The sequence below is a fragment of the Balnearium lithotrophicum genome (assembly GCF_900182585.1).
In the GTDB taxonomy this organism is placed as follows: Bacteria; Aquificota; Aquificia; order Desulfurobacteriales; family Desulfurobacteriaceae; genus Balnearium; species Balnearium lithotrophicum.
In genome coordinates, this window is record NZ_FXTM01000023.1 from 1 (window position 1) to 21,108 (window position 21,108).

The following is a 21,108-nucleotide window of genomic DNA, read 5'->3' on the forward strand; positions in this document are numbered from 1 at the left end:
GACTGAGCCGAAAGTTGATGAAATGAACAGGAAGTTATTTAGGTATCTGAACTTTTACAACTTCGTTAGGCCTCATCAAGGTCTTGGTTATAAGACTCCAGTAGAGAAGTTTGAGGAATATATTAAAAAACACCAGGGTGTCCACCATGTATTGAACGAGAACAATTTCTTGACTTTTGAGAAGTCGCACTTATTTTTCCCAAAAACTAACCCTTAAACTATCTGGAGCTAAATGGAAAAGGTATTAAGGACTTTAGAGTTCGACAAATTTCTCTTCGAGACTCAAACGTTTGCTAAGAGTGAAAGAGGTAAAAGGGCAGTCCTTGAGTTAAGACCTAAAACGGACCCTCATGAGGTTGAAAGGGAGATCTCCATAACTGATACGTTCGTTAAACTTCTTTCTGAAAGGAATGTTCCCTTAGAAACTTTCCCGGACATTTCAAATGTTGTTGAAAAGTTGAAGGTTCCTGGAGTTCTCCTATCTTCGGAAGAATTCCTAAACCTCTTAAAGGTATTAAACCAATCTACCGTTTTAAAAAATTTCTTTACCTCCCTTGAAGAAAGGTACGAGAGAATAAAGTGGATAGGAGAAAATCTACGGGATTTGAAGGAGCTCCGCGAGAGGCTGAACAGAACAATTGATGAAATGGGGGAAATTCTTGATTCAGCTTCTCCCAAGCTGAGGTCTATCAGGCGTTCAATACTCGTAACCTCCGAGAGGATAAAAGAGAAGCTCCAGTCAATAGTAAACAGAAACGAGGACTTATGCCCAGACAGGATAGTTACTGAGAGGGAGGGTAGATACGTCATCCTTGTAAAGCCCCACTTTAAAAAGAGATTTCAGGGAATAGTTCACGATAGGTCATCGTCGGGCCATACACTTTACGTAGAGCCACTCTCTGTTGTCTCTGATAACAACAAGTTGAGAGAACTTAGGAGTGAGGAAAAGGAAGAGATAAAGAGAATTTTGAAGGAACTCTCCTCACTGGCCTCAGAGTACCGGGAGGAAATTTCCAATAACTTCAGGATACTGATTGAAGTAGACAAACGTTATGCAGTTTCCTATATGAGCTTAAAATTAAAGGGAACAAAGCCTGAGATTGGAAGCTTTCTGAATCTAAGGGATGCTAAACATCCTCTTCTCCTCCTTTCAGGAAAGGAGGTAGTTCCCGTAGATATCAATCTCAGGAAGGGACTCGTCATAACTGGTCCTAACACTGGTGGGAAGACTGTAACCCTGAAAACAATAGGCCTTCTATCTCTAATGGTTCAAACGGGATTTCTCATCCCCGTAGCCGAAGGGAGCTCTGTAAGGTTATTTAAAAACTGGTTTGCAGATATAGGGGACGAACAGAGCATCGAACAGTCCCTTTCAACCTTCAGCGGGCACATAAGGAACATTTCGGAGATTTTAAGGGGCGCAGATGAGAACTCATTAGTCCTCCTTGATGAACTCGGAGCAGGTACAGACCCGATTGAAGGTTCAACGTTGGCCATTGCAATTCTCTCCTATTTAAAGAGAAAGGAAGTAAAAACGGTTGCTACAACCCACTTTACTCCGGTTAAGCTATTTGCATACAGGGACGACTACTACGACGTTGCTACAGTCCTGTTTGATGAAGAAACGCTAAAACCGCTCTACAAGCTTGCCTATGGAATAGTAGGCAGGAGTTATGCCCTGATAATTGCTAAAAGGTACGGAATTCCAGATGAGGTAATAGAGATTGCACAGGGGCTTCTGACGAGCGAGGATAGGTTAGCCGATGATATTCTTAAAGCCCTTGAGGAGGAGTACAAGAGGTTAGAGGAGGAAAGAAAGGAGGTTGAGAGGTTAAAGAGGGAATTGGAGGAGAAGAAGGAGGAGTTCTTTAGAAAGGAAAGGGAGTTAAGGGAAAGACTGAAGGAGGAGCTCTCTACGTACATTGAGGAGCTTGAGAGGAGAACAGAGGAGGCTTTAAGGGAGAAGGAGTCAGAGAGGGCAAGACAGAAGTTTAAAAAGGTCGTTGTAAGCGTACGAAATAGGGCCAACGTTCTCAGTGAGATAAAGCCAAAAAGGGAAGCAAAGGTTGGGGACACGGTTAAATTACTAAAGAGCGGAAGGAAAGGAAAGGTTGTATCGATAGATACCGGAAGGAAAACCGCCCTTGTTCAGATTGGCGGGTTAAAAGTTGAAGTGAAACTCTCTCAAATTGAGCCTGTTGATGAGGTCGAGGAGAGAAAGGAAAGGGTAAGTGTCAATGTTCAGAGGCCTGTTAGGTTCTTTCCAGAACTCAAAGTGTTGGGAATGAGAGGAGATGAGGCATTAAGGGCTGTTGAAAAGTTTTTGGACGATGCAAACCTCGTAGGTGTTAAAGAGGTAAAGATTGTTCACGGTTACGGCGAGGGGATTTTAAAGAGGTTAATCAGGGATTACCTAAAAGAGTTCCCTTACGTAAAGAGGTTTAGAGGAGGAAAACCTGAGGAGGGAGGAGACGGAGTAACGATTGTGGAGCTCTATTGATTCTCTCGTAACTCTTCCAACTTCTCTTTTACCTTCTTTAGAATCCCTTTTTTCTTGATTAGCTCTTTAACATAGTTCCTGTCAGGGAACGAAATGGCGTTGAAAACACACCAAACCTCACACGAAGTACATCCAACCATACACTGAAGAGGTCTTGCAACAACAGACTTTCTCCTTTCAAAATCGTAGTCAAAGACCTTCCTTCCGCAGCTTAAAAAACACATTCCGCATCCTACGCACTTACTTTCATCAATTTTGGGGTACCAATCAATCTCTTCCCTCGGTATTCCCCACCAATAGGCAAATTTTTCCGGTAACTGAAACATCTATTCCTCCGTAAAACAAATGGTAAAGCCCGGCGGAGCCGGGCAGATAAGTTACTCTCTTTTCCTTCTGCGAAGGGCTGCAAGTGGGAGAAGTCCTAACAGGTAGGAGAGAGCTCCTCCAATGCCTGCTGAAGGGGAGAGTGAACATCCACCGTTCCCTCCACCTCCGGCTGATGTGGCATTCGTTGAAGACCCTGTTGCACCAGTAGTTGTCTCTGGAGCTGGTTGTTCAGTTGGTTTAGCCAGAGCAACAGTTACGTCATTTGAATCTGCCCTTGAAGCCTGCTGTAGGGTAACAACGAGTTTGTCTCCTTTTACCTTTACATCCTTGAGAGCTCCAGATGGATTTGTAAATACCTTGTAGTCTGACGGAGAACCTACAGATGGGATAATTTCTAACGTACTTTCAGAACCAGTAAGGTTAACTACAAATGCCTGTTCAACCTCATAGCTGCTTGGAACGAATGACGTATTAACGTTATCTGAGGTTCCAGTCAATGGATTAATACCTGCAGCCTCCTTGGACCAGACGGCCTTGACGATGGCGTTTCCATCGTAGGATTTAACTTGAACGTCTGTCGGTGCAAAGTATGCAAGAGTAAGCTCCCTTAAGTCCTGTTCAGTAAAGTTACCCTCGTATCCCTCAATTGCGGCCTTTGGAACTTCAAAGACCGTTACACCGGGGACTGTATCGATGTGTGCATACTTTTTAATTGGTCTGTTGAACTTACCGTCAGGACTGTGGCAGTCCTCACACTGAAGAACGTGCATCGGGTCGTTAGCATAGGCTGCATCTCCACCTGTACGCTGAGGATTCGTACTTACAGGTGCAACGTTATGGCTCATTATGTATGAACCATCGTATATACCTAAATGGTAAACGTACTGAACGGTAAGGTCTGGGTGGTTTTCAAAGTAGCCAGGATACTCTTTCTCAATAGCATCCTTTAGTGCCTTTGCTGCAAAGGATATTTCATCTTTATTGTCTACAAACGGAGCCTCAGCCCACTCGTCCTTAACTATTTGCTTCGTTTCACCTGTTAACGGGTCGACTATTTGGTTAGGTAGAACGGACTTAACAACCCATCCAGTTGTGGCATTGGAATCGTCAAACTGAGGAACTCCGTTTACAAACCTTCCAACTATTTTCAGGCTTCCATCTTGGGGCAACAGTGCCTTAACTTCGGGTGGAACTTCAACATCATCACCGTACTTTCCTACGTAAGCCCAGAATACCATTCCGCCGGGAACTGCATATTTATTGTTCAAAGCCTTAGCAGGAATGTAGGGTTTGCCGTCTTTAAAGTAGATAAGTCCAAACTCGGCTTCAGGTCTATTTTCATCTGTTAAATCGAACGTTTTGGGGTCTACTTTAAAGACCATGTGAAGAATCCTATTGGGAATTGTCCTTCCGTCAGAGAGTCTCCAGTAAAGTTCTGCAATGGCATTTGCAGGCTTAATCATGAGCTTAGGAGGCTGACCCTTTCCAGGAATGTGAGGGAACCAGACGTAGTCTGGATAGAATGGAATTGTTGCATCGTGTTCTTCATCAAAGTTCCAGAATAGGTGTCCCTTTCCCTCCTCTGTTGTCCTTATGAGTGTTTGGATAACGCCGTTAAATTTCTGGGGAATGTGACATACTGTACAGTGAATCTTATCTAAGTGTTTCTTTTCAGCATCTCCAGGCCCAAATACTCCTGCGTGGTCAGCAAGGTAGTTTGTGTGACACTGTTTACACGTAACAGTTCCAGATAGGTCTGAACGAACGTTGAATCCATCTGTTCCTTTTGCAAGGTCGTGGGAGGGTATCAAAGCAGACGTTGAGGGATAGTACCCCTCTCCAATGTAGTCGTGGGGAACGGGCTGGTGACAGTCTGCACATTTCATTCCAGCCTCTGCGTGGACATCTAAACAAGGGACTTTTTCCCAAGTTCCATTATCTGGATTGTAGAATTCCGGTCTTTTATCCTTATCTATTACTTTGTGTGGAAGACCATCATCTCCAATTTCCGCTACATCTCCTATCTCCTGTGCTCTTTTGAAAAATCCTGGAGATGTAAGTATGTAGAGGTCCCCAAAGAGGCCTATGTTATCAAATGGAGTTATTTTTCCATCTCCATTAATATCCATTACACCAGCGTGACAGCGAGCGCAGGATTCGTTGGAACTTGAACCTATGAGTTTATGGAAGTTTTGAACAGCTGTTGCATTGTATGATACAGTCCAGTCATTATTTATTTTACCTAACCTTGCTCCAACTGTATCAGCCCAGCCAGGATGTTTCTTTTTCCAAGTAGTTAATCTTACATTTCCCAAATCATAGGAATATGCGTGACACATGAGACAGTCGTTGTCCCTCTCGTTAGGAACAACCTTATCTCCTGCTTTTGCATGGTAATCCCAAACTCCAAGTGTTCCATTTGTTAGGTTAACGAGGTAGTCACCATAGTAAATGCCACTTTGAAGAGCACTCTTAACTTCGTTAATGTCCATCTTGTCGAGTCTATTGTCCATCTGGTCCTTAAGTCCATATCCACCACCGGGGTGACAGATGGAGCACTTTCCGTTATTCCAGTCAGCAGTCGTAAAGTCAACGTCTAAAGGGTCTGTTGTTTTATACGGAGCGATGTGGAACATGTGTGGAACACTTCTCCTGTTGTACATTCCCCCGGGACCGTAGACGTTTTTGGGACCAAACCACTTAAGCCACAGCTTCGTTTGGTCCGCAGGTAAGCCGTTTGTAAATTGAGTATCCCCGTACTTACTGTAGTAGAGTTTGTAAACGTCCGATGTTAGTGTTGAGAGCCTTCCTTGTTGGGTGTGCCATCCCTCGTTGATGAAGTTCAGGTCGTGACACCCTCCACAGGACTTTTCGTAGCTCACCGGTAGATTTGACTGGACAGTTCCATTGTCGGACAGGATTTTGTTACCCAAAACGTCCTTTAAATCGACTGTTGGATGACCGTAGGCAGGTAGGTAGGACAATAAAGACATCATCACTAAAAGTTTCAGGTTCTGCCTCATTTTCCCCTCCTTTTCTGGTTATCAACTTAATTTATATTAATCAAATTTAGAAAAGTCAATATAGTTACTAATTTAATAAAAAAATATTTATAATTCAATATTTGCTTAATAGACAAAAACTAATCGTTTTTAATTCTCATAGACAACTGAAGACAATTTTGATTAAAAGTCTTAAAATGTTTCAATCAAAATAGAAGGAGTTAAAGATGGAAAAGGAAACTGTTATAAAGACAGAAAAGTTTGTAATGAAAACCTACAATAGATTTCCCGTCTCTTTTGTAAGAGGTAAAGGGTGTTGGCTCTACGATGAAAGTGGAAGAAAGTACCTCGATATGCTGGCAGGCATTGCAGTTTGCAACTTAGGGCACTGTCATCCTAAAGTTTCCGAGGCAATCTGTGAACAGGCAAAAACCCTTATTCACACCTCCAACCTCTTCCACATAAAACCTCAGGCAGAGCTTGCAGAGCTCCTCTGTAAAAACTCCTTTGGAGATAAGGTTTTCTTCTGTAACTCCGGGGCGGAAGCAAACGAAGGAGCTCTCAAACTTGCAAGGAGGTACGGGACAGAAAAGAATCCTGAAAAGTACGAAATAGTAGCCTTTAAAAACTCCTTTCACGGAAGAACAATGGCAGCTGTAACAGTTACAGGACAGGGAAAGTACAGTCAGGGATTTGGCCCTATGATTCCCGGCGTTAAGTTTGCAGAGTTCAACAACCTTTCATCAGTTGAAAAAGTAGTTTCTGAAAGGACCGCCGGAATAATAGTTGAACCGGTTCAGGGAGAGGGAGGAGTTGTTCCAGCAGAAAAAGAATTCTTAGAGGGACTGAGGGAAATTTCGAACAGATACGATGCCCTCTTGATATTTGATGAGGTTCAAACGGGAATTGGAAGGACGGGAAGCCTTTTCGCCTACCAAAACTACGGAGTTGAGCCGGATATTATGACACTTGCAAAAGCCCTCGGAAACGGTGTTCCAATTGGGGCTATTGTTACAAAAGGGAAAGCATCAGAGGTTTTGAAGCCCGGACTTCACGCATCAACATTTGGGGGGAACTTCTTAGCAACAAGGGCTGGTGTTGAGGTTATAAAGACAGTGACAGAGCCAGGATTTTTAGATAGAGTAAGAGAGAAGGGAAGTTACCTGAGGAAGAGGCTTTCCGAAATTAAGGAGGAATTCCCAAACCTTATTTTGGAGGTAAGAGGACTTGGATTAATGGTGGGAGTTCTCCTATCAAAAAACTGTGGTCAAATAGTCATGTCAGCACTTGAAAAGGGACTTATTATTAACTGTACTGCTGGAAATGTTTTGAGGCTTGTTCCTCCTCTTGTAATTACTGAGGAGGAAATAGATTACGGAATGGAAATTCTCAGAGAGGTGCTGAAGGAAGATGAAAGTTAAGGAGTTGGACTATAGGTCCTCCCTTTTCTTTAAGTGCAGTAATGTCAAACAGGAAACAATTGTAGATGCACTGGATTTCTTTGTTGAAAGGTTAAAGAAACTTTCAATAGACCTTGATGGTGTATATCCCGGAGATGTATTTTCCCTTCCCTTTGCAATGTACATCTCAGACAGAACAGCAACTCCATTAAAAACAGAAAACTTTATAAAAAAAACTGACAAGCTCCTTTTGGTTTTCTCTGCCCTTCCCTTTGAGTTTGTTTCGGAAAAGTACATATCAGAAAAGACATCACTCTTTCGGAAAATAGCTCCCAACTCTCCTTCTCTCCTAATTCTATCTGAAAGAAACTTCAGGGGGGTTGATTTTCAGCTTATAAAGGGAAAAGTGGAAAGACTCTTTTCATACCAGTTTATAAGGGAAGCAAGGGAAAACTTCTTTTGGCCTACCGAAGGTGAGGTCACGGCCGTTTCTGAGAGGCTCTGGGAGCTTTCAAGGAAGGAACTCTCGAACTTCCTCAGGGCTAAGAGAATCAGGGATTCTGCAAGAAAGTACTTGAGGGATGAAGAGGTTGTAAATTTAAACCTCATTGACTCAGATGCTGAGCTTTCCCTATGGGAAAAGTTTAAAAAGGGAAACCTTGTAAAACCCTCCCTTAAAGGAAAGGGAGGTAAAGGGGAAAAAATTACCGTTGAAAAGCTGTTTCAGATAAGAGACCCCCACCTTTCATCAGCAGTAACTTCTGTTTTAGAGTACGTATCGCAGAGTATTGAGTACAGATTTCCAACCTACTTGGCCTATTCGAACGTTGAGATAACAGAGAGAAAGGGAGTTTTAATAGTTCCAAAGGTTACAGAGGAGCTAAACGGTGCAGATTTGAGGGTGGAGTTCATTGTCAGATTGGAAAAGATTAAAGAAAACTTAAAGAAAGTAAATCACTTGATTCAAAGTTCAATTGTAGAATTGGCAAAGGATGTATTTAAGAAGGATTTCTTCACTCCCCAGATTGATTCTTCCATTGATGAGAAGCTCAACAGGGGAAGCATATACCTGAGCTGGTACATTGATAGGGAGATGGCAGATAGAATAAATGAAAAAATTAACAGGAGATGGCTTTTAAGTAGACTGCTTTATAGAAAAAGAATAAAAACGGAGTTTCTTGAATTGATTAAACTAATTGAAAATTTCGAGTTCAACCTCGAAAATTTAGAACTTCTAAAGGCAAAACTGGGCAGTCTGTGGAGGAAAAACTCAAACCTATTTAAAGCCAAATCAAGGGAAATTTTCAGTGCAATTGAGAAAGGTAAACTCTGGCCCTTAGTAGCAATTTTCTCAGTCAAGGAAACTTCATTAAGGGAGCCTTTAGACTTTCTCATTAAGCTAAAAGGTTATGAAAACTACCACCATTTACTCTCTAATTTAGATACGTACTACACCCCCGTTTTAACAAAGAGAATTTACAGGCCAAACTGGGAAAGGGTAATAAGAGGAAAACTCTCTATTTTTTTAAAGGGAGAACCCTTAAATCCTAAGTCCTTCTCAACCTATGTTTTACAGACTGGAGATGGTAAGTTTTTGGGAACTCTTCCAAAGACTATATCCCACTACATATTGGCTAAGGAGAGACAGGGAAAAAGAGTGACCTGCAGGGAGCTCTACTTCGAACCTGACGTGTTCAGTGAGAACTCCTACTGGGTAGAAATCAAATGTCTCTAAGGGTCTCAAACCTTTCTGTTGAAGTAGAGGGAATAAAGCTTATAGAGGATATAAGCTTTGAGTGCAGAAGAGGAGAGAGAGTAGCTCTTGTTGGTGAAAGTGGAAGTGGAAAATCCCTTGCAGCACTTTCTGTTCTAAAGCTCCTTCCTCAAAACTTCAGAGTAAGTGGTACTGTAAATTCTGGGAAAAGGGACGTTTTAAAGTTGAAAGGGGAGGAGCTCCGTAATTTCCGCTGGAAGGAAGTTTCGATAGTCTTTCAGGACCCATCATCATCTTTAAATCCCCTAATGACCGTTGGAGAGCAGGTTGAAGAAGCTCTGGTTTATCACGGCTTCAGAGGAAGCAAAGAGGAGCTCAAGAATAGGGTTTTAGAGCTATTCAGACTGGTAAAAATACCAATGGCTGAAGAGAGGATAAATGCCTATCCTCATCACCTTTCGGGAGGATTAAAACAGAGGGTGGCAATCGCAATGGCTCTTGCCTGTAATCCAAAGTTCCTGATAGCAGATGAGCCTACAACTGCACTTGATGTTACAGTTCAGAGGGAGATACTCAGCCTTTTGGGGGAGCTCTCTAAAAAGGAGAAAATAGGCACTGTTCTTATTACACACGACATGGGAGTTGTAGAGGAGTTTTCAGAGAGAGTCTTCGTAGTCTATTCGGGATTTACAGTTGAGGAGGGAAGGACAAAGGACGTATTTAAAAATCCCCTCCATCCTTACACTGATGGACTCATAAAGTGCTCTCCAAGTATAGAAAGTGTGAAGGTAAAGGGAGAGCTCCAAACAATTCCCGGAAACGTTCCCGAACCGAGAAACCGCCCATCCGGTTGTCCCTTCCATCCAAGGTGTAAATTTAAAAGAAAAGTGTGCATTGAGCGAGTTCCACCACTTAAGACTTTTAAAGATAGGAAAGTTCGTTGTTTCTTTCCTCTAACTTGACTTAAGGTTAAACCTTATGGTTTAATAGTCCCATATCCTAAAAGAACACAGACAGCTAAGGAGCCACAATGTTTAAGAAGCTCTACGACTTTTTCAGCTCTGTAAAGTTAGCCATTTTCCTTCTGCTAACCCTTGCTGTTACTTCCATAGTTGGAACGATAATTGAGCAACAGCAGGACCCTGAGAAGTACCTCAGGGAGTACGGAGAAACTACATACAAAATTCTAAAGTTTTTGGGATTCACCGATGTCTATCACTCTTGGTGGTACATAACACTTCTGACGCTTTTAGCAGTTAACTTAATAGTTTGTTCAATCAAGCGGCTTCCTAAAATCTGGAAAGTAGCTATGAAGCCGCGAAAAACCCTTCCTCCTGGCTATGAGAAAGGACTAAAAATCTCAAACACTATAACGTTAAATGCAAATATTTCGGAACTAAAAGAAAAGCTGATAGAAGTTTTAAAAAGCTACAGATACAAAGCAGAAGTTTCCCTCGAAAATGATAGAGAGGTTCACATTTTTGCAGATAAAAACGTATTTTCTCGGTTTGGTGTTTACATTGTTCACCTTGGTGTTCTTATAGTCCTTATAGGTGGCTTAACGACGGCCTTGTTTGGATTCAGAGGTTATATGAACCTCGCTGAAGGGACGAAAAGTAATCTTGTTAGCTTCTTCTCCGGGCCAAAAATCATCGAACTTCCCTTTTACGTAAGGTGCAACAATTTTAAAATTGATTTCTACCCTTCTGGAATGCCAAAGGCTTACATTTCGGACCTATCAATCATAGAGAACGGAAAGGAAGTACTAAGAAAAACCATTAAAGTTAACGACCCGCTAAAGTATGAAGGAATTTATTTCTACCAAGCCAGCTATGGACAGGGGGAAGCTTTTTTAAAAATTGTCTCTAAATCAGGCCAAAGGATTATTGGTGTTGCCTTTGGCCAGCCTGTAAAGTTGGGAGAGAATACTTACTTGAGAATAATAAGCATAGATGGAAATACGATGACAATAGGAATAGAGTTCATAAGGAATGGAAAAGTTCAACCTGGAGTCATAAAACCCTTTGTCCTGTACAAAATTCCGGGGACGGATAAGTCTGTGGCAATGGTTGACTTCAAACCTGTATTTTACACGGGGCTTCAAGTTTCAAAGGACCCGGGAACTTGGATTGTTTGGACCGGTAGTACTATTTTGATTTTGGGACTCATAGTTGCCTTCTTTATTCCCCACAGGAGAGTCTGGGCAAGGATAGAGAAAAAGGAGGAAAATAGGGCAAGGCTCATTATTGGAGGACTTGCTAACAAAGGGAGTGAGGGATTGGCTACGGAAATTGAGGAGGTCTTAGGGGTGCTGAAGTCTTTATACTGTGAAAATACCCCTAAGGAGGATTAGAAATGGTTTCTTCAGTAACTCTCTTTAACGCAGGAATGGTCGCTTACTTCTTGGCATTCCTCTTTTACACAATTTACGCTTTCTCCAAAACAAACTGGTCGTCAAAGTTGGCCACAAGTTTTGCCTGGTTGGGAGTCCTTGTTCAGGGGGCAGGTTTTATTGTCAGAGGAATAGAGAAGGCTCACGTCAATATGGTTTCCGACTGGACAGCATTTTACAAGTATGCTCCCTTCACAAATATGTACGAGTCCTTAATGCTCTTTGGGTGGTCCGCTGTTCTGCTCTACCTAATATTTGAGTGGAAGTACAAGAACAAGGCATTTGGGATGTTTGTTGTTCCTCTGGCGCTGATAGGGGAGCTCTCAACCCAGATTTTAGGTTTCAGTGAAGAGGCTCAACCTTTAGTTCCAGCTCTTCAGAGCAACTGGCTCCTTTTCCACGTAGTAACAACGTTTATAGGTTACGCTGCTGCTGCCGTTAGTGCAGGTGTTGCTTATGCTTACTTCTCTAAGAGGAACGATACCACAAAATTTGACTGGGCTGTCATATTCTTAACAACCTGGTTCATCTTCTTCTTCATTATCTACTCGGCATTCCGGGAAAAATTCCCTCTCTATTTAGGAATCTCTGCCGTTGTAGCTTTACTGTTCTGCGGTTTTCTCTATCTGATAAAGAGAACGGGTATAGTAAACATACTTCCCTCAATAGAAGCCTTAGAACAGATAATGTACCAATCTGTTGCTGTTGGTTTCGTTTTTCTAACAATCGGAATTATCCTTGGAGCAGTTTGGGCTAAGTATGCATGGGGAGGTTACTGGTCCTGGGACCCAAAGGAAACTTGGTCTCTAATCACTTGGCTTGTATACGCTACCTACCTCCACGCCCGCTACATTAAGGGGTTGAGGGGTAAACCACTTGCATACTTTACAATTTTAGGATTTCTGAGTGTTATATTCACATACTATGGGGTAAACTTAATAATTCCTGGCCTTCACAGTTATGCTCAGTAGGGGGACTTAAAAAGTCCCCTTAATTCTTCTCTTTTAGATATCTATCTATTCCCTTTGCTGCTCTTCTACCGTCCCCCATGGCAACGATTACAGTCGAACCTCCCCTTATAACATCCCCTCCCGCAAATACTCCCGGTAAGTCTGTCATCAGAGTTTCAGGGTCAACAAGGACCTCTCCTTTCTTTCCTCTCTTTATCTCTTTAACACCGTCAACAACGACAGGATTTGGTCCTTGCCCTATGGCCATAACAACTGAGTCAACTTCAATAATGAACTCTGAACCCTCAACGGGAATAGGCCTTCTTCTTCCAGACTCGTCAGGTTCTCCGAGCTTCATCTTCACACACTCAATTCCCTTTATCCAACCGTTCTCTCCAACGAACCTTACAGGATTTGTTAATGTCTTGAATACAACTCCCTCTTCCTCAGCATGTTTTACTTCTTCAATCCTTGCTGGCATTTCCTCCTTTGACCTTCTGTATATTACAAAAACCTCTTCAACATCCTTCAGCCTTTTTGCAGTCCTTGCAACGTCCATTGCGGTATTTCCACCCCCTATTACCGCCAATCTCTTCCCCGTATATACCGGCGTATCAACTTCTGGAAACTTGTAACCTTGCATAAAAATAACCCTCGTCAGAAACTCGTTTGCAGAGTAAACGCCGTTAAGGTTAAGCCCCTCTATGTTCAGCATGTAGGGTAGTCCAGCTCCACTGCCTATAAATACAGCATCAAACTCCTCTAAAAGTTCGTAAATCGTTTTCGTCTTTCCGACAATAAAGTTCAACTCTATCTTTACTCCCATGTCCTGAAGGAACCTTAATTCCCTCTCAACTATCTCGTTGGGAAGCCTGAACTCAGGAATTCCGTAGACTAAAACTCCTCCAGGCTGGTGAAGGGCCTCAAAAATCGTGACTTCGTATCCCATTTTTATTAGGTCTGCAGCACAGGCTATTCCTGCAGGTCCAGAGCCCACTACAGCAACTCTCTTTCCCGTTTTCTTCTTAATTTCAATTTTTTCATAACCTATCGAGGCTTCATGGTCTCCTGCAAATGCTTCAAGGGCCCCTATGGCAACAGGAGTCCCTACCTTTCCTACAACGCATGCTCCTTCACACTGAATTTCCTGTGGACAGACCCTTCCACAAACCGAAGGTAGAATATTTTCCTCCTTTATTTTTCTTGCAGCTTCAACAAACTTTCCTTCCTCAATCAGCTTAATAAACTGAGGGATAGGAACATTTACAGGGCATGCCTTTACACAGGGTGAGTGTGGACACTGAAGACATCTCTTTGCTTCCTCCATTGCAAGTTGAGGAGTGTATCCCAATTTAACTTCCCTAAAATCCCTTATCCTTTCTTTAGGGTCTCTTTCTGGTACTGGAACCCTTTCTTTTATTATTTCCCTCTTTGCCATTTCTAACTCCCGCGACAACCACAGTGTTTTCTCTGAAATTCCCTCATTGCCAACTCTTCCTTATCCTTAAACATCCTCAATCGGTTCATAAGTTCATCGAAATCGATCTGGTGAGCATCAAACTCGGGACCGTCAACACAGGCAAACTTGACCTCTCCCCCAACAGTTACCCTACAGGCTCCACACATACCGGTTCCGTCGACCATTATGGGATTAAGTGAAGCAATTGTAGGTATTCCGTAATCCTTAGTCAGTTCAGCTACAGCCTTCATCATTGGAACAGGACCAGCACATATCACTCTGTCTATCTTTTCTTCCTTCTCTATGAGGTTCAGGAGAGCATCAGTTACAAGTCCCTTCATTCCGTAAGAGCCATCGTTCGTAGTTACAATAACCCTGTCAGAAACCACGCTCATCTTGTCTTCCCAGAAGATTAAGTCCTTCCTTCTAAATCCCATTATCGTTGTTAGTCTGTTCCCAGCTTCCTTTACACCTAAAGCTATGTGGTGGATAGGAGCTAACCCTAAACCTCCTCCTACTGCGACTACATGTCCCCATTTTTTTATCTCTGTAGGCCTTCCAAGAGGACCAACAACGTCCCTCAAGGAGTTCCCTTCATCAAAGCAGGACATGTGAAAGGTGCTCTTACCAACCCTCTGGACCATAAGGGTTATTGTCCCATCCTCTGGGTCCTTATCTGCAATCGTTAATGGAATTCTCTCCCCCTTTGCCGTAACCCTTACAATTACAAACTGTCCTGGCTTTGCCTTTTTTGCAATGAGAGGAGCCCTTACAACAAATTCATCTACATTTTCTGCAAGTTCTTTCTTCTTTAGTATTTGGAACATTTCTACCTCTGATTGTACTTTATTAATTTTCTGTTAAAGTTTATTAAAAATTACTTTAAAACTTCAAGGGGTTGAATGTGGTAAGTCCTATTTTTATAGACTCTGTTTATATCAAAGTAAAGTCCACTTCTATGCCAAACCCCTGAAGTTCCTGCCGTTCCTATGATTTCTCCCCTTTTTACAATCTGATTGGGCTTAACAAAAACTTTATCAAGATTTGCATAAATACTTTGGTAGTTGTCGGGATGTTGAATTATTACAAGGTTTCCATAGGCCTTTAAGAGCTTACTGTCCTTTCCTGCAAACTTTACAATTCCTGTTTCAGCAGCTTTAACGGGAGCTCCCGGTCTACTCAGAATAAAAATTCCTGGATAACCATCCTCTCTGACTGTTGTATCCACCTTTCCGTCTAATGGAAATCTAAACTGGATAGGTCTATTTAATTTAAGAACGTCCTTGTAACCTATTAGGATTTTAAGTCTCTGTCCAGGTCTCAAAATGTAAGGTTTCCTGAGCCTGTTTATCCTTATGATTGTTCGTGGTGAAACGTGAAATCTCTTTGCAATACGTAGGACTGAATCCCCTCTTCTTACCCTGTAGTACTTATAGATTGGAACCTTCGTCAATCCGTTAGGAACGAACTTTTTACTCTTTGTATTCCTACTGGAAGTCTTCTTTAACAGACTGTTGTGGCTCTTTACTTTCACAGGAATTTTCAATTTTTGACTAACGTATATAGTACTTCTTCTTAGCCTGTTAATCCTTTTTATTTTAGAGATTGGAACTCCGAATTTCTTAGATATCTTGAGGAGAGAGTCTCCCCTTTTTACTCTGTAAGTTATGTACTTGACCGTTTTCCTGACTCTTTTTTTTCTTGGTATCCTTAACTTCTGACCAACGTATATGGTGTTTCCTCTAATGCCATTTATTCTCTTAATTTCAGAGACTGAAACTCTGTACCTTTTGGCAATTTTCCCTAAGGTATCACCTCTCTTTACCCTGTAAATTACATCAGCATTGGATTGAGAGGTAAGAAATAGAAGGCTAATAAATAATAGAAAAATCCTCATATTCTCCTCTTGGTTCTGTGAAGGAGTATTCTATACTCTCAACCTTTGCAAAGAATGGACCTTCCCAAAGGGAATTTAAAAGCTCCCTCAATCTATCCTCATCTCCCTCTGCATAGACCTCAACCCTTCCATCTGGAAGGTTCCTGACAAATCCAGTTAATCCCAATCTTTTAGCAATTCTCTTTGTGAAAGCCCTATAACCAACTCCCTGAACTCTACCAGAAACGAGTGCGTGAAGAGCCCTTACAGCCAATTTTCAATTTCCCCTATTTGATTTAGAGTAGTCCTAAACCCTAAGTCTACTAATTTTTCTAACTCTGAGAAGTCAAAGGGACTTGAGTCTATTTTGTGGTTAATGACGATATCGCAGTACTTTAACCTACTCTCTTGGTTTTCTATGACGCTACTCAAGGAGGAACGGTAAGTAACCTCTAAAAGGGATTTGGGGTTAAATTCCCGAGATGGAAAGTTAACGTTTGAACAGATGTTAATCTCAGCTCCCATAGACTTTGTAACCTCTGCCGGCAAACAGTTCCTGAGTCCTCCATCTACGTAGTAGTTATTTCCAAGCCTCCAGGGAGAGAAAATCGGTGGCGCACTGCACGATGCTGTAACGAAATCTGCGGAGCTCCCCTCAGTCTTTACCTCAAGCTTCAACGTTTTGAGGTTTACAACTGTAACTGCAAAGGGAATCTTGAGCTCACTTATATCCGGATTTCCCGTTAAATCTGTTAGGAGATTGTACAAACCATCAAGGGAAAAGAACCCTCCCTTTAAACTCGGCCTTGCAAGTTTCCTCCAGGATATTTCCTTTCCCAACCTTTCCATTTCTTTTAAGGGCATTCCATAAGCATAGAGGAAACCTACAAGAGCTCCAGCACTTGAACCTGATATGTAGGAAGGGGAAAGTCCCTTATACTCCAAGGCCTTTAGAAAACCTATATGGGCAGCTCCCTTAACGAAGCCGCCCGAAAGGGTTACACCTATTTTCATTAAAACTCTAACTCGTCACCTGGATTCAGAATTTGAACGTTTACTCCACGGGCTTCGGCCAACTTTTTAAAGTCATCAGGTTCAGCATCTATTATTGGCCATGTTTTAAAGTGCATTGGAATAGCAATCTGCGGTCTAACCATCTCTGCGGCAATTGCAGCATCCCTTACATCCATTGTAAAGTTTCCACCAATTGGGAGGAGAGCTGCAAATATTTTCTCGTACCTTCCAAGGAGCTCCATATCAGAGATTAATCCAGTATCGCCTGCATGGTAGATGTTCCTTCCCTCAACCTCAATGACCATTCCACACGGAGTTCCGAGGGTAACTACACTGTTATCCTCAATTACGGAGCTACCGTGAGCCGCTGGCACTAACTTCACCCTACCAAACGGAAACTTAAAACTTCCGCCTATGTGCATTGCATGTACGTTTTCAACTCCCTTTAAGCTGCAGTACTGACAGACCTCAAAAATACTTACAACTGTAGCACCTGTTCTTTTTGATAGCTCAATGGCATCGCCCAAGTGGTCTCCATGCCCGTGGGTTACAAAGATGTAGTTTAGTTCATTAAAATCCTCTGGCTTTGCAACGTTCCAGGGATTTCCTGTTAAAAAAGGGTCAATCAAAGCCTTCAATCCGTTTCCTTCTATGTAAAATGCTGAATGTCCCAAGTACCAGAGCTTCGCCACCTCTCCCCTCCTTAAAGAGACTTAATTATCTGTGGAATTTTCGTTCTGAGTCTAAACCTTGTTCTACCGTAAAGAGGATTGTTCTTCGCAATTACAATGAGGTACGTATCGTTTACAAGTTTATAAACAAAAATAACAAGGTTTTTAGAGAAAATTATTATTTCCTCACTAATCTCCTTTTCTTCAGTTGCATCCTGAATGGAGCGCTCTATTGATTTAACAGGGTTAACAAGCTGAGTGGCAATATCCTCTGGGTCAACGGTAATTTCATCCTTGGAGTACTTGTGAACAATTATTCCATCCTCATCTATAATGACTGCCGATTCAACTTCCGGAACTTCATCCACAAGTTTTTTAACAATTTCCTCGCTCACCTGCTCCCCCTTAAATCAATCCCCTCTCTATTAAAAGCTCTGCAATTTGTACAGCGTTAAGGGCTGCTCCCTTTCTCAAGTTATCACCTACAATCCAGAGATTCAATCCATTCTCTATTGTATCATCTTTTCTTATTCTTCCAACTAAAACGTCATCCTTACCTGCAACATCTATTGGAGTGGGATAGATTAAGTTCTCAAAATCGTCCATCACCTTCACGCCGGGAGCTCCCTCCAGAGCCCTTTTTGCCTCTTCAACACTTATAGGTTTTTCAAACTCAATATTTACAGACTCGGAGTGCCCTATAAAAACAGGAACTCTAACACAGGTAGGAGAAACTCTTATTGAATCGTCGTGCATTATCTTTCTTGTCTCATTGACCATCTTAAGTTCTTCCCTCGTATATCCGTCGGGGAAGAATTTGTCTATGTGAGGAACACAGTTAAAGGCAATCTGCTTGGGAATTTTTTTTGGAGGGGGAACAGGTTTTCCCTCGAGAACCGCTCTTGTCTGTTCCTTTAACTCCTCTATAGCTTGAGCTCCAGCTCCAGAAACTGCCTGGTACGTTGAAACTACAACCCTTTTGATTTTTGAAATATCATGGAGGGGTTTTAGTACAACAACCATTTGAATAGTTGAACAGTTAGGATTTGCAATTATCCCCTTGTGCCAGTCAACGTCCTCCGGGTTTACCTCAGGAACCACCAAGGGAACGTCCGGTTCCATTCTAAATGCAGAGCTATTATCAATAACAACAGCTCCCCTCTTAACAGCTTCAGGCGCAAACTCCTTACTTCTATCACCTCCAGCTGAAAAGAGGGCTATATCAACTCCTTCAAAGCTCTCCGGTTTAAGCTCCTCTACGGTCCACTCCTTTCCCTTAAATCTCACCTTCTGTCCAGCTGAACGAGCCGAAGCTAATGGAACCAATCTCTTAACGGGAAAATTCCTCTGTTCTAAAACCTTTACCATTTCTTGACCAACGGCCCCTGTTGCACCTACGACTGCCACTACATACTCTCTCATCTCTTTCCCCTATCCGATTCTAATTTCTTCAGCAATCAAATCTCCCATTTCCTCAGTTGAAACCAACTTACACCCTTCCGAGTAAATATCCTTAGTCCTGTATCCCTTTGCTAAAACGCTCCTGACGGCTTTATCTATGGCCTCTTCGACCTCAGGCATGTTAAAAGAATACGTAAACATCATCCCTGCAGAGTTAATTGTAGCTATTGGGTTGGCAATATTCTGGCCTGCAATGTCTGGAGCTGAACCGTGGATTGGCTCATAGAGGCCTATCTTTCCGCCTATTGAAGCAGAAGGAAGCATTCCAAGGGAACCGGTAAGCATAGCACAGGCATCAGAGAGGATATCACCAAAAATGTTTGTAGTTACAATAACATCAAACTGTTTAGGCCATCTGATTATCTGCATAGCTGCATTATCAACGTACATGTGGTTAAGTTCAACATCCTGGTATTCCTCATGGACTTTTTCAACAACCTCTCTCCAGAGAACGGTTGCCTCAAGTACGTTCGCCTTATCCACACTTGTGACCCTTTTATTCCTCTTTCGGGCTACCTCAAAAGCAACCCTTGCAATTCTCTCCACTTCATGCTCGTAGTACCTTAGTGTGTTTATTCCTACCCTCTCATCACCATCAACAAAAATTCCCCTTGGAATTCCAAAGTAGATTCCACTTGTAAGTTCCCTAACAACCATAATGTCAACGCCCTTTACCACTTCGGGCTTTAACGTTGAAGAGTCCAAAAGTTCATCGTAGAGTTTTGCCGGCCTTAGATTTGCAAAGGCATTTAAGAGTTTTCTCATTCCAAGGAGAGCTCTCTCAGGCCTTATTTCAAAGGGAAGGTTGTCCCACTTTGGTCCCCCAACCGCTCCTAAGAGAACAGCATCTGAAGAAAGTATTACTTCCTTAGTTTCATCGGGAAAAGGAACTCCAAACTCATCTATAGCTGCTCCACCAATCAAAGCATACTTATAGTTAAGCTTTATTCCAAATTTCTCTGAAACGGCATCCATAACCTTTACGGCCTGTTTAACTATTTCCGGTCCAATCCCATCTCCCGGAAGCACTGCTATTGTAAACTCTCTCTTTTCCAATTTACCCTCCTAAAGCCCCAATTTCTTCTTGGCATACTCCATTAATCCACCGGCTTGCATTATCTGTCTTATATCCTCAGAAATAGGATTTGCCTTAAACTCTGTTCCCTTTGTTACGTTTTTGATAACTCCGGTTGATGGGTCTATCTCAACAATATCACCTTCCTCTATGCCCTCAACTGCCTCCGGTGATTCAAATATGGGAAGTCCAATGTTAATAGCATTTCTATAGAAAATTCTCGCGAACGACTTTGCAATTACCGCAGAAACTCCAGCTGCCTTAATTGCAATGGGAGCGTGTTCCCTTGAAGAACCGCATCCAAAGTTCTTCCCGGCAACTATTATGTCTCCCTCCCTTACTTTCTGAGGAAACTCAGGGTCTGCATCTTCCATTACGTGCTTTGCTAATTCCTTTGGGTCAGATGTATTGAGATATCTTGCTGGAATAATTTCATCAGTATTGATGTCATCTCCAAATTTAAAAGCTCTTCCTTTAAACACTTTTTCCATTCTACCTCCTACGGAAAACTTTGTTTCTGGAATTGTAAAATCCTTTGTTATTTTTATCAACTTTATTATGAAGTATTAGAGCTGGAAGGAAATTATTGGCGGGAAAATAAAATGGAGCGGGCGACGGGATTCGAACCCGCGACCCTCAGCTTGGAAGGCTGATGCTCTAGCCAGCTGAGCTACGCCCGCTCTTTGTGTCTAAGAAATATAGGTTTCAATCTCTCAATGTCAAGTTAGTTGGTTGCGGGGGCGGGATTTGAACCCGCGACCTCCGGGTTATGAGCCCGGCGAGCTACCGAACTGCTCTACCCCGCGTCAGTGGTGGAGGGGGCAGGATTCGAACCTGCGTAGGCGTAAGCCGGCGGATTTACAGTCCGCTGCCTTTGACCACTCGGCCACCCCTCCACGTATGGTGCCGGCTGAGGGAGTCGAACCCCCGACCTGGTGATTACAAGTCACCCGCTCTAGCCAGCTGAGCTAAGCCGGCACATCGTGGACGATGGATAATATAGGAGGATTAAACGCTATGTCAAGAGGTTGTTCTCGTTCAATACATGGTGGACACCCTGGAGTTTTTTAATATATTCCTCAAACTTCTCTACTGGAGTCTTATAACCAAGACCTTGATGAGGCCTAACGAAGTTGTAAAAGCTTAGATACCTAAATAGTTTCCTGTTCATTTCATCAACTGTCGGCTCAGTCCCTTCTATCATCCACAGTTCCTTCTCCACCGTCTGTATGAACCTTTCAACATGTGCATTGGTCTTGGGAGACCT

General features: G+C 42.5%; 19 protein-coding genes, 4 tRNA genes and 1 pseudogene. 7 read left to right on the top strand and 17 right to left on the bottom strand.

The annotated features are described in order from the left end of the window. Both FN732_RS08080 and FN732_RS08085 read left to right on the top strand, forming a co-directional pair. A pseudogene (locus tag FN732_RS08080) lies at positions 1–217 on the top strand (integrase core domain-containing protein); the annotation flags it as partial. 15 nt (positions 218–232) lie between these two features. Then, a complete protein-coding gene (locus FN732_RS08085) occupies positions 233–2,500 on the top strand; it encodes an endonuclease MutS2 (RefSeq protein WP_142936059.1) in 2,268 nt (755 codons plus the stop codon). On the opposite strand, the gene FN732_RS08090 is transcribed toward FN732_RS08085, so the two are convergent. Both FN732_RS08090 and FN732_RS08095 read right to left on the bottom strand, forming a co-directional pair. Beyond that, entirely contained in the window at positions 2,494–2,826 is a 333-nt protein-coding gene (locus FN732_RS08090; protein ID WP_142936060.1) for a 4Fe-4S dicluster domain-containing protein, read from the bottom strand. The genes FN732_RS08085 and FN732_RS08090 overlap by 7 nt on opposite strands. Positions 2,827–2,877: 51 nt before the next feature. Next, positions 2,878–5,850 carry a multiheme c-type cytochrome gene (locus FN732_RS08095; protein WP_142936061.1) on the bottom strand — a complete coding sequence of 991 codons (2,973 nt, stop codon included), beginning with the start codon at positions 5,848–5,850 and terminating at the stop codon, positions 2,878–2,880. Positions 5,851–6,056: 206 nt separating this feature from the next. On the opposite strand from FN732_RS08095, the gene FN732_RS08100 reads away from it, so the two are divergent. From FN732_RS08100 to ccsB, 5 genes are all read left to right on the top strand, one after another. Continuing rightward, the gene (locus FN732_RS08100) at positions 6,057–7,250 is read left to right on the top strand and encodes an aspartate aminotransferase family protein (protein WP_142936062.1); all 1,194 of its coding nucleotides are present in this window, start codon (positions 6,057–6,059) and stop codon (positions 7,248–7,250) included. After that, the gene (locus tag FN732_RS08105; RefSeq protein ID WP_142936063.1) at positions 7,240–8,964 is read left to right on the top strand and encodes a hypothetical protein; all 1,725 of its coding nucleotides are present in this window, start codon (positions 7,240–7,242) and stop codon (positions 8,962–8,964) included. The genes FN732_RS08100 and FN732_RS08105 overlap by 11 nt, the downstream gene beginning before the upstream one ends. Continuing rightward, positions 8,955–9,905 carry an ABC transporter ATP-binding protein gene (locus FN732_RS08110; RefSeq protein ID WP_142936064.1) on the top strand — a complete coding sequence of 317 codons (951 nt, stop codon included), beginning with the start codon at positions 8,955–8,957 and terminating at the stop codon, positions 9,903–9,905. The genes FN732_RS08105 and FN732_RS08110 overlap by 10 nt, the downstream gene beginning before the upstream one ends. A 68-nt stretch (positions 9,906–9,973) precedes the next feature. Next, a complete protein-coding gene (resB, locus tag FN732_RS08115) occupies positions 9,974–11,296 on the top strand; it encodes a cytochrome c biogenesis protein ResB (RefSeq protein ID WP_142936065.1) in 1,323 nt (440 codons plus the stop codon). 2 nt (positions 11,297–11,298) lie between these two features. After that, positions 11,299–12,306 carry a c-type cytochrome biogenesis protein CcsB gene (ccsB, locus tag FN732_RS08120; protein WP_142936066.1) on the top strand — a complete coding sequence of 336 codons (1,008 nt, stop codon included), beginning with the start codon at positions 11,299–11,301 and terminating at the stop codon, positions 12,304–12,306. Positions 12,307–12,325: 19 nt separating this feature from the next. Here ccsB and gltA read toward each other — a convergent pair whose 3' ends face one another. From gltA to FN732_RS08195, 15 genes are all read right to left on the bottom strand, one after another. Further along, positions 12,326–13,723 carry an NADPH-dependent glutamate synthase gene (gltA, locus tag FN732_RS08125; RefSeq protein WP_142936067.1) on the bottom strand — a complete coding sequence of 466 codons (1,398 nt, stop codon included), beginning with the start codon at positions 13,721–13,723 and terminating at the stop codon, positions 12,326–12,328. 2 nt (positions 13,724–13,725) lie between these two features. Beyond that, positions 13,726–14,571: a sulfide/dihydroorotate dehydrogenase-like FAD/NAD-binding protein gene (locus tag FN732_RS08130; RefSeq protein WP_142936068.1), complete on the bottom strand. Its 846-nt coding sequence runs from the start codon at positions 14,569–14,571 to the stop codon at positions 13,726–13,728. Between the two features lie 50 nt (positions 14,572–14,621). Further along, positions 14,622–15,641: a LysM peptidoglycan-binding domain-containing protein gene (locus tag FN732_RS08135; RefSeq protein ID WP_142936069.1), complete on the bottom strand. Its 1,020-nt coding sequence runs from the start codon at positions 15,639–15,641 to the stop codon at positions 14,622–14,624. Further along, positions 15,616–15,894, bottom strand: coding sequence for an acylphosphatase (locus tag FN732_RS08140; RefSeq protein WP_142936070.1), 279 nt, complete (start codon positions 15,892–15,894; stop codon positions 15,616–15,618). Before FN732_RS08140 ends, FN732_RS08135 begins: the two co-directional genes overlap by 26 nt. Then, on the bottom strand, positions 15,885–16,634 hold the full coding sequence (locus FN732_RS08145; protein ID WP_142936071.1) for a patatin-like phospholipase family protein: 750 nt from the start codon (positions 16,632–16,634) through the stop codon (positions 15,885–15,887). Before FN732_RS08145 ends, FN732_RS08140 begins: the two co-directional genes overlap by 10 nt. Continuing rightward, positions 16,634–17,326, bottom strand: coding sequence for a metal-dependent hydrolase (locus FN732_RS08150; protein ID WP_142936072.1), 693 nt, complete (start codon positions 17,324–17,326; stop codon positions 16,634–16,636). Before FN732_RS08150 ends, FN732_RS08145 begins: the two co-directional genes overlap by 1 nt. An 11-nt stretch (positions 17,327–17,337) precedes the next feature. After that, positions 17,338–17,700, bottom strand: a complete 363-nt coding sequence (locus tag FN732_RS08155) for a roadblock/LC7 domain-containing protein (RefSeq protein ID WP_142936073.1) — start codon at positions 17,698–17,700, stop codon at positions 17,338–17,340. 10 nt (positions 17,701–17,710) lie between these two features. Further along, entirely contained in the window at positions 17,711–18,727 is a 1,017-nt protein-coding gene (locus FN732_RS08160; RefSeq protein WP_142936074.1) for an aspartate-semialdehyde dehydrogenase, read from the bottom strand. A gap of 9 nt (positions 18,728–18,736) precedes the next feature. Continuing rightward, complete coding sequence (leuB, locus tag FN732_RS08165; RefSeq protein ID WP_142936075.1) at positions 18,737–19,822, bottom strand: 3-isopropylmalate dehydrogenase; 1,086 nt, start codon at positions 19,820–19,822, stop codon at positions 18,737–18,739. A 9-nt stretch (positions 19,823–19,831) separates the two neighbouring features. Further along, positions 19,832–20,332 (bottom strand): 3-isopropylmalate dehydratase small subunit, encoded by a 501-nt coding sequence (gene leuD / locus FN732_RS08170; protein WP_142936076.1) that lies wholly within the window; start codon positions 20,330–20,332, stop codon positions 19,832–19,834. A 112-nt stretch (positions 20,333–20,444) separates the two neighbouring features. Further along, positions 20,445–20,521 (bottom strand) — tRNA-Gly (locus tag FN732_RS08175). 49 nt (positions 20,522–20,570) lie between these two features. Beyond that, a tRNA-Met gene (locus FN732_RS08180) sits at positions 20,571–20,647 on the bottom strand. A gap of 4 nt (positions 20,648–20,651) precedes the next feature. Beyond that, a tRNA-Tyr gene (locus tag FN732_RS08185) sits at positions 20,652–20,737 on the bottom strand. 5 nt (positions 20,738–20,742) lie between these two features. Further along, positions 20,743–20,819 (bottom strand) — tRNA-Thr (locus FN732_RS08190). A gap of 37 nt (positions 20,820–20,856) precedes the next feature. Then, a partial coding sequence (locus FN732_RS08195) for an integrase core domain-containing protein (protein WP_142936077.1) occupies positions 20,857–21,108 on the bottom strand: 252 nt, incomplete at its 5' end.

Excerpts from the sequence above, each read along its gene's own strand:
- FN732_RS08090 (WP_142936060.1), bottom strand. The coding sequence starts at position 2,826 with ATGTTTCAGTTACCGGAAAAATTTGCCTATTGGTGGGGAATACCGAGG.
- FN732_RS08095 (WP_142936061.1), bottom strand. The coding sequence starts at position 5,850 with ATGAGGCAGAACCTGAAACTTTTAGTGATGATGTCTTTATTGTCCTAC.
- FN732_RS08085 (WP_142936059.1), top strand. The coding sequence starts at position 233 with ATGGAAAAGGTATTAAGGACTTTAGAGTTCGACAAATTTCTCTTCGAG.
- FN732_RS08160 (WP_142936074.1), bottom strand. The coding sequence starts at position 18,727 with ATGAGAGAGTATGTAGTGGCAGTCGTAGGTGCAACAGGGGCCGTTGGT.
- FN732_RS08130 (WP_142936068.1), bottom strand. The coding sequence starts at position 14,571 with ATGTTCCAAATACTAAAGAAGAAAGAACTTGCAGAAAATGTAGATGAA.
- leuD (WP_142936076.1), bottom strand. The coding sequence starts at position 20,332 with ATGGAAAAAGTGTTTAAAGGAAGAGCTTTTAAATTTGGAGATGACATC.
- FN732_RS08110 (WP_142936064.1), top strand. The coding sequence starts at position 8,955 with ATGTCTCTAAGGGTCTCAAACCTTTCTGTTGAAGTAGAGGGAATAAAG.
- resB (WP_142936065.1), top strand. The coding sequence starts at position 9,974 with ATGTTTAAGAAGCTCTACGACTTTTTCAGCTCTGTAAAGTTAGCCATT.
- FN732_RS08100 (WP_142936062.1), top strand. The coding sequence starts at position 6,057 with ATGGAAAAGGAAACTGTTATAAAGACAGAAAAGTTTGTAATGAAAACC.
- FN732_RS08135 (WP_142936069.1), bottom strand. The coding sequence starts at position 15,641 with ATGAGGATTTTTCTATTATTTATTAGCCTTCTATTTCTTACCTCTCAA.
- FN732_RS08105 (WP_142936063.1), top strand. The coding sequence starts at position 7,240 with ATGAAAGTTAAGGAGTTGGACTATAGGTCCTCCCTTTTCTTTAAGTGC.
- ccsB (WP_142936066.1), top strand. The coding sequence starts at position 11,299 with ATGGTTTCTTCAGTAACTCTCTTTAACGCAGGAATGGTCGCTTACTTC.
- gltA (WP_142936067.1), bottom strand. The coding sequence starts at position 13,723 with ATGGCAAAGAGGGAAATAATAAAAGAAAGGGTTCCAGTACCAGAAAGA.
- FN732_RS08145 (WP_142936071.1), bottom strand. The coding sequence starts at position 16,634 with ATGAAAATAGGTGTAACCCTTTCGGGCGGCTTCGTTAAGGGAGCTGCC.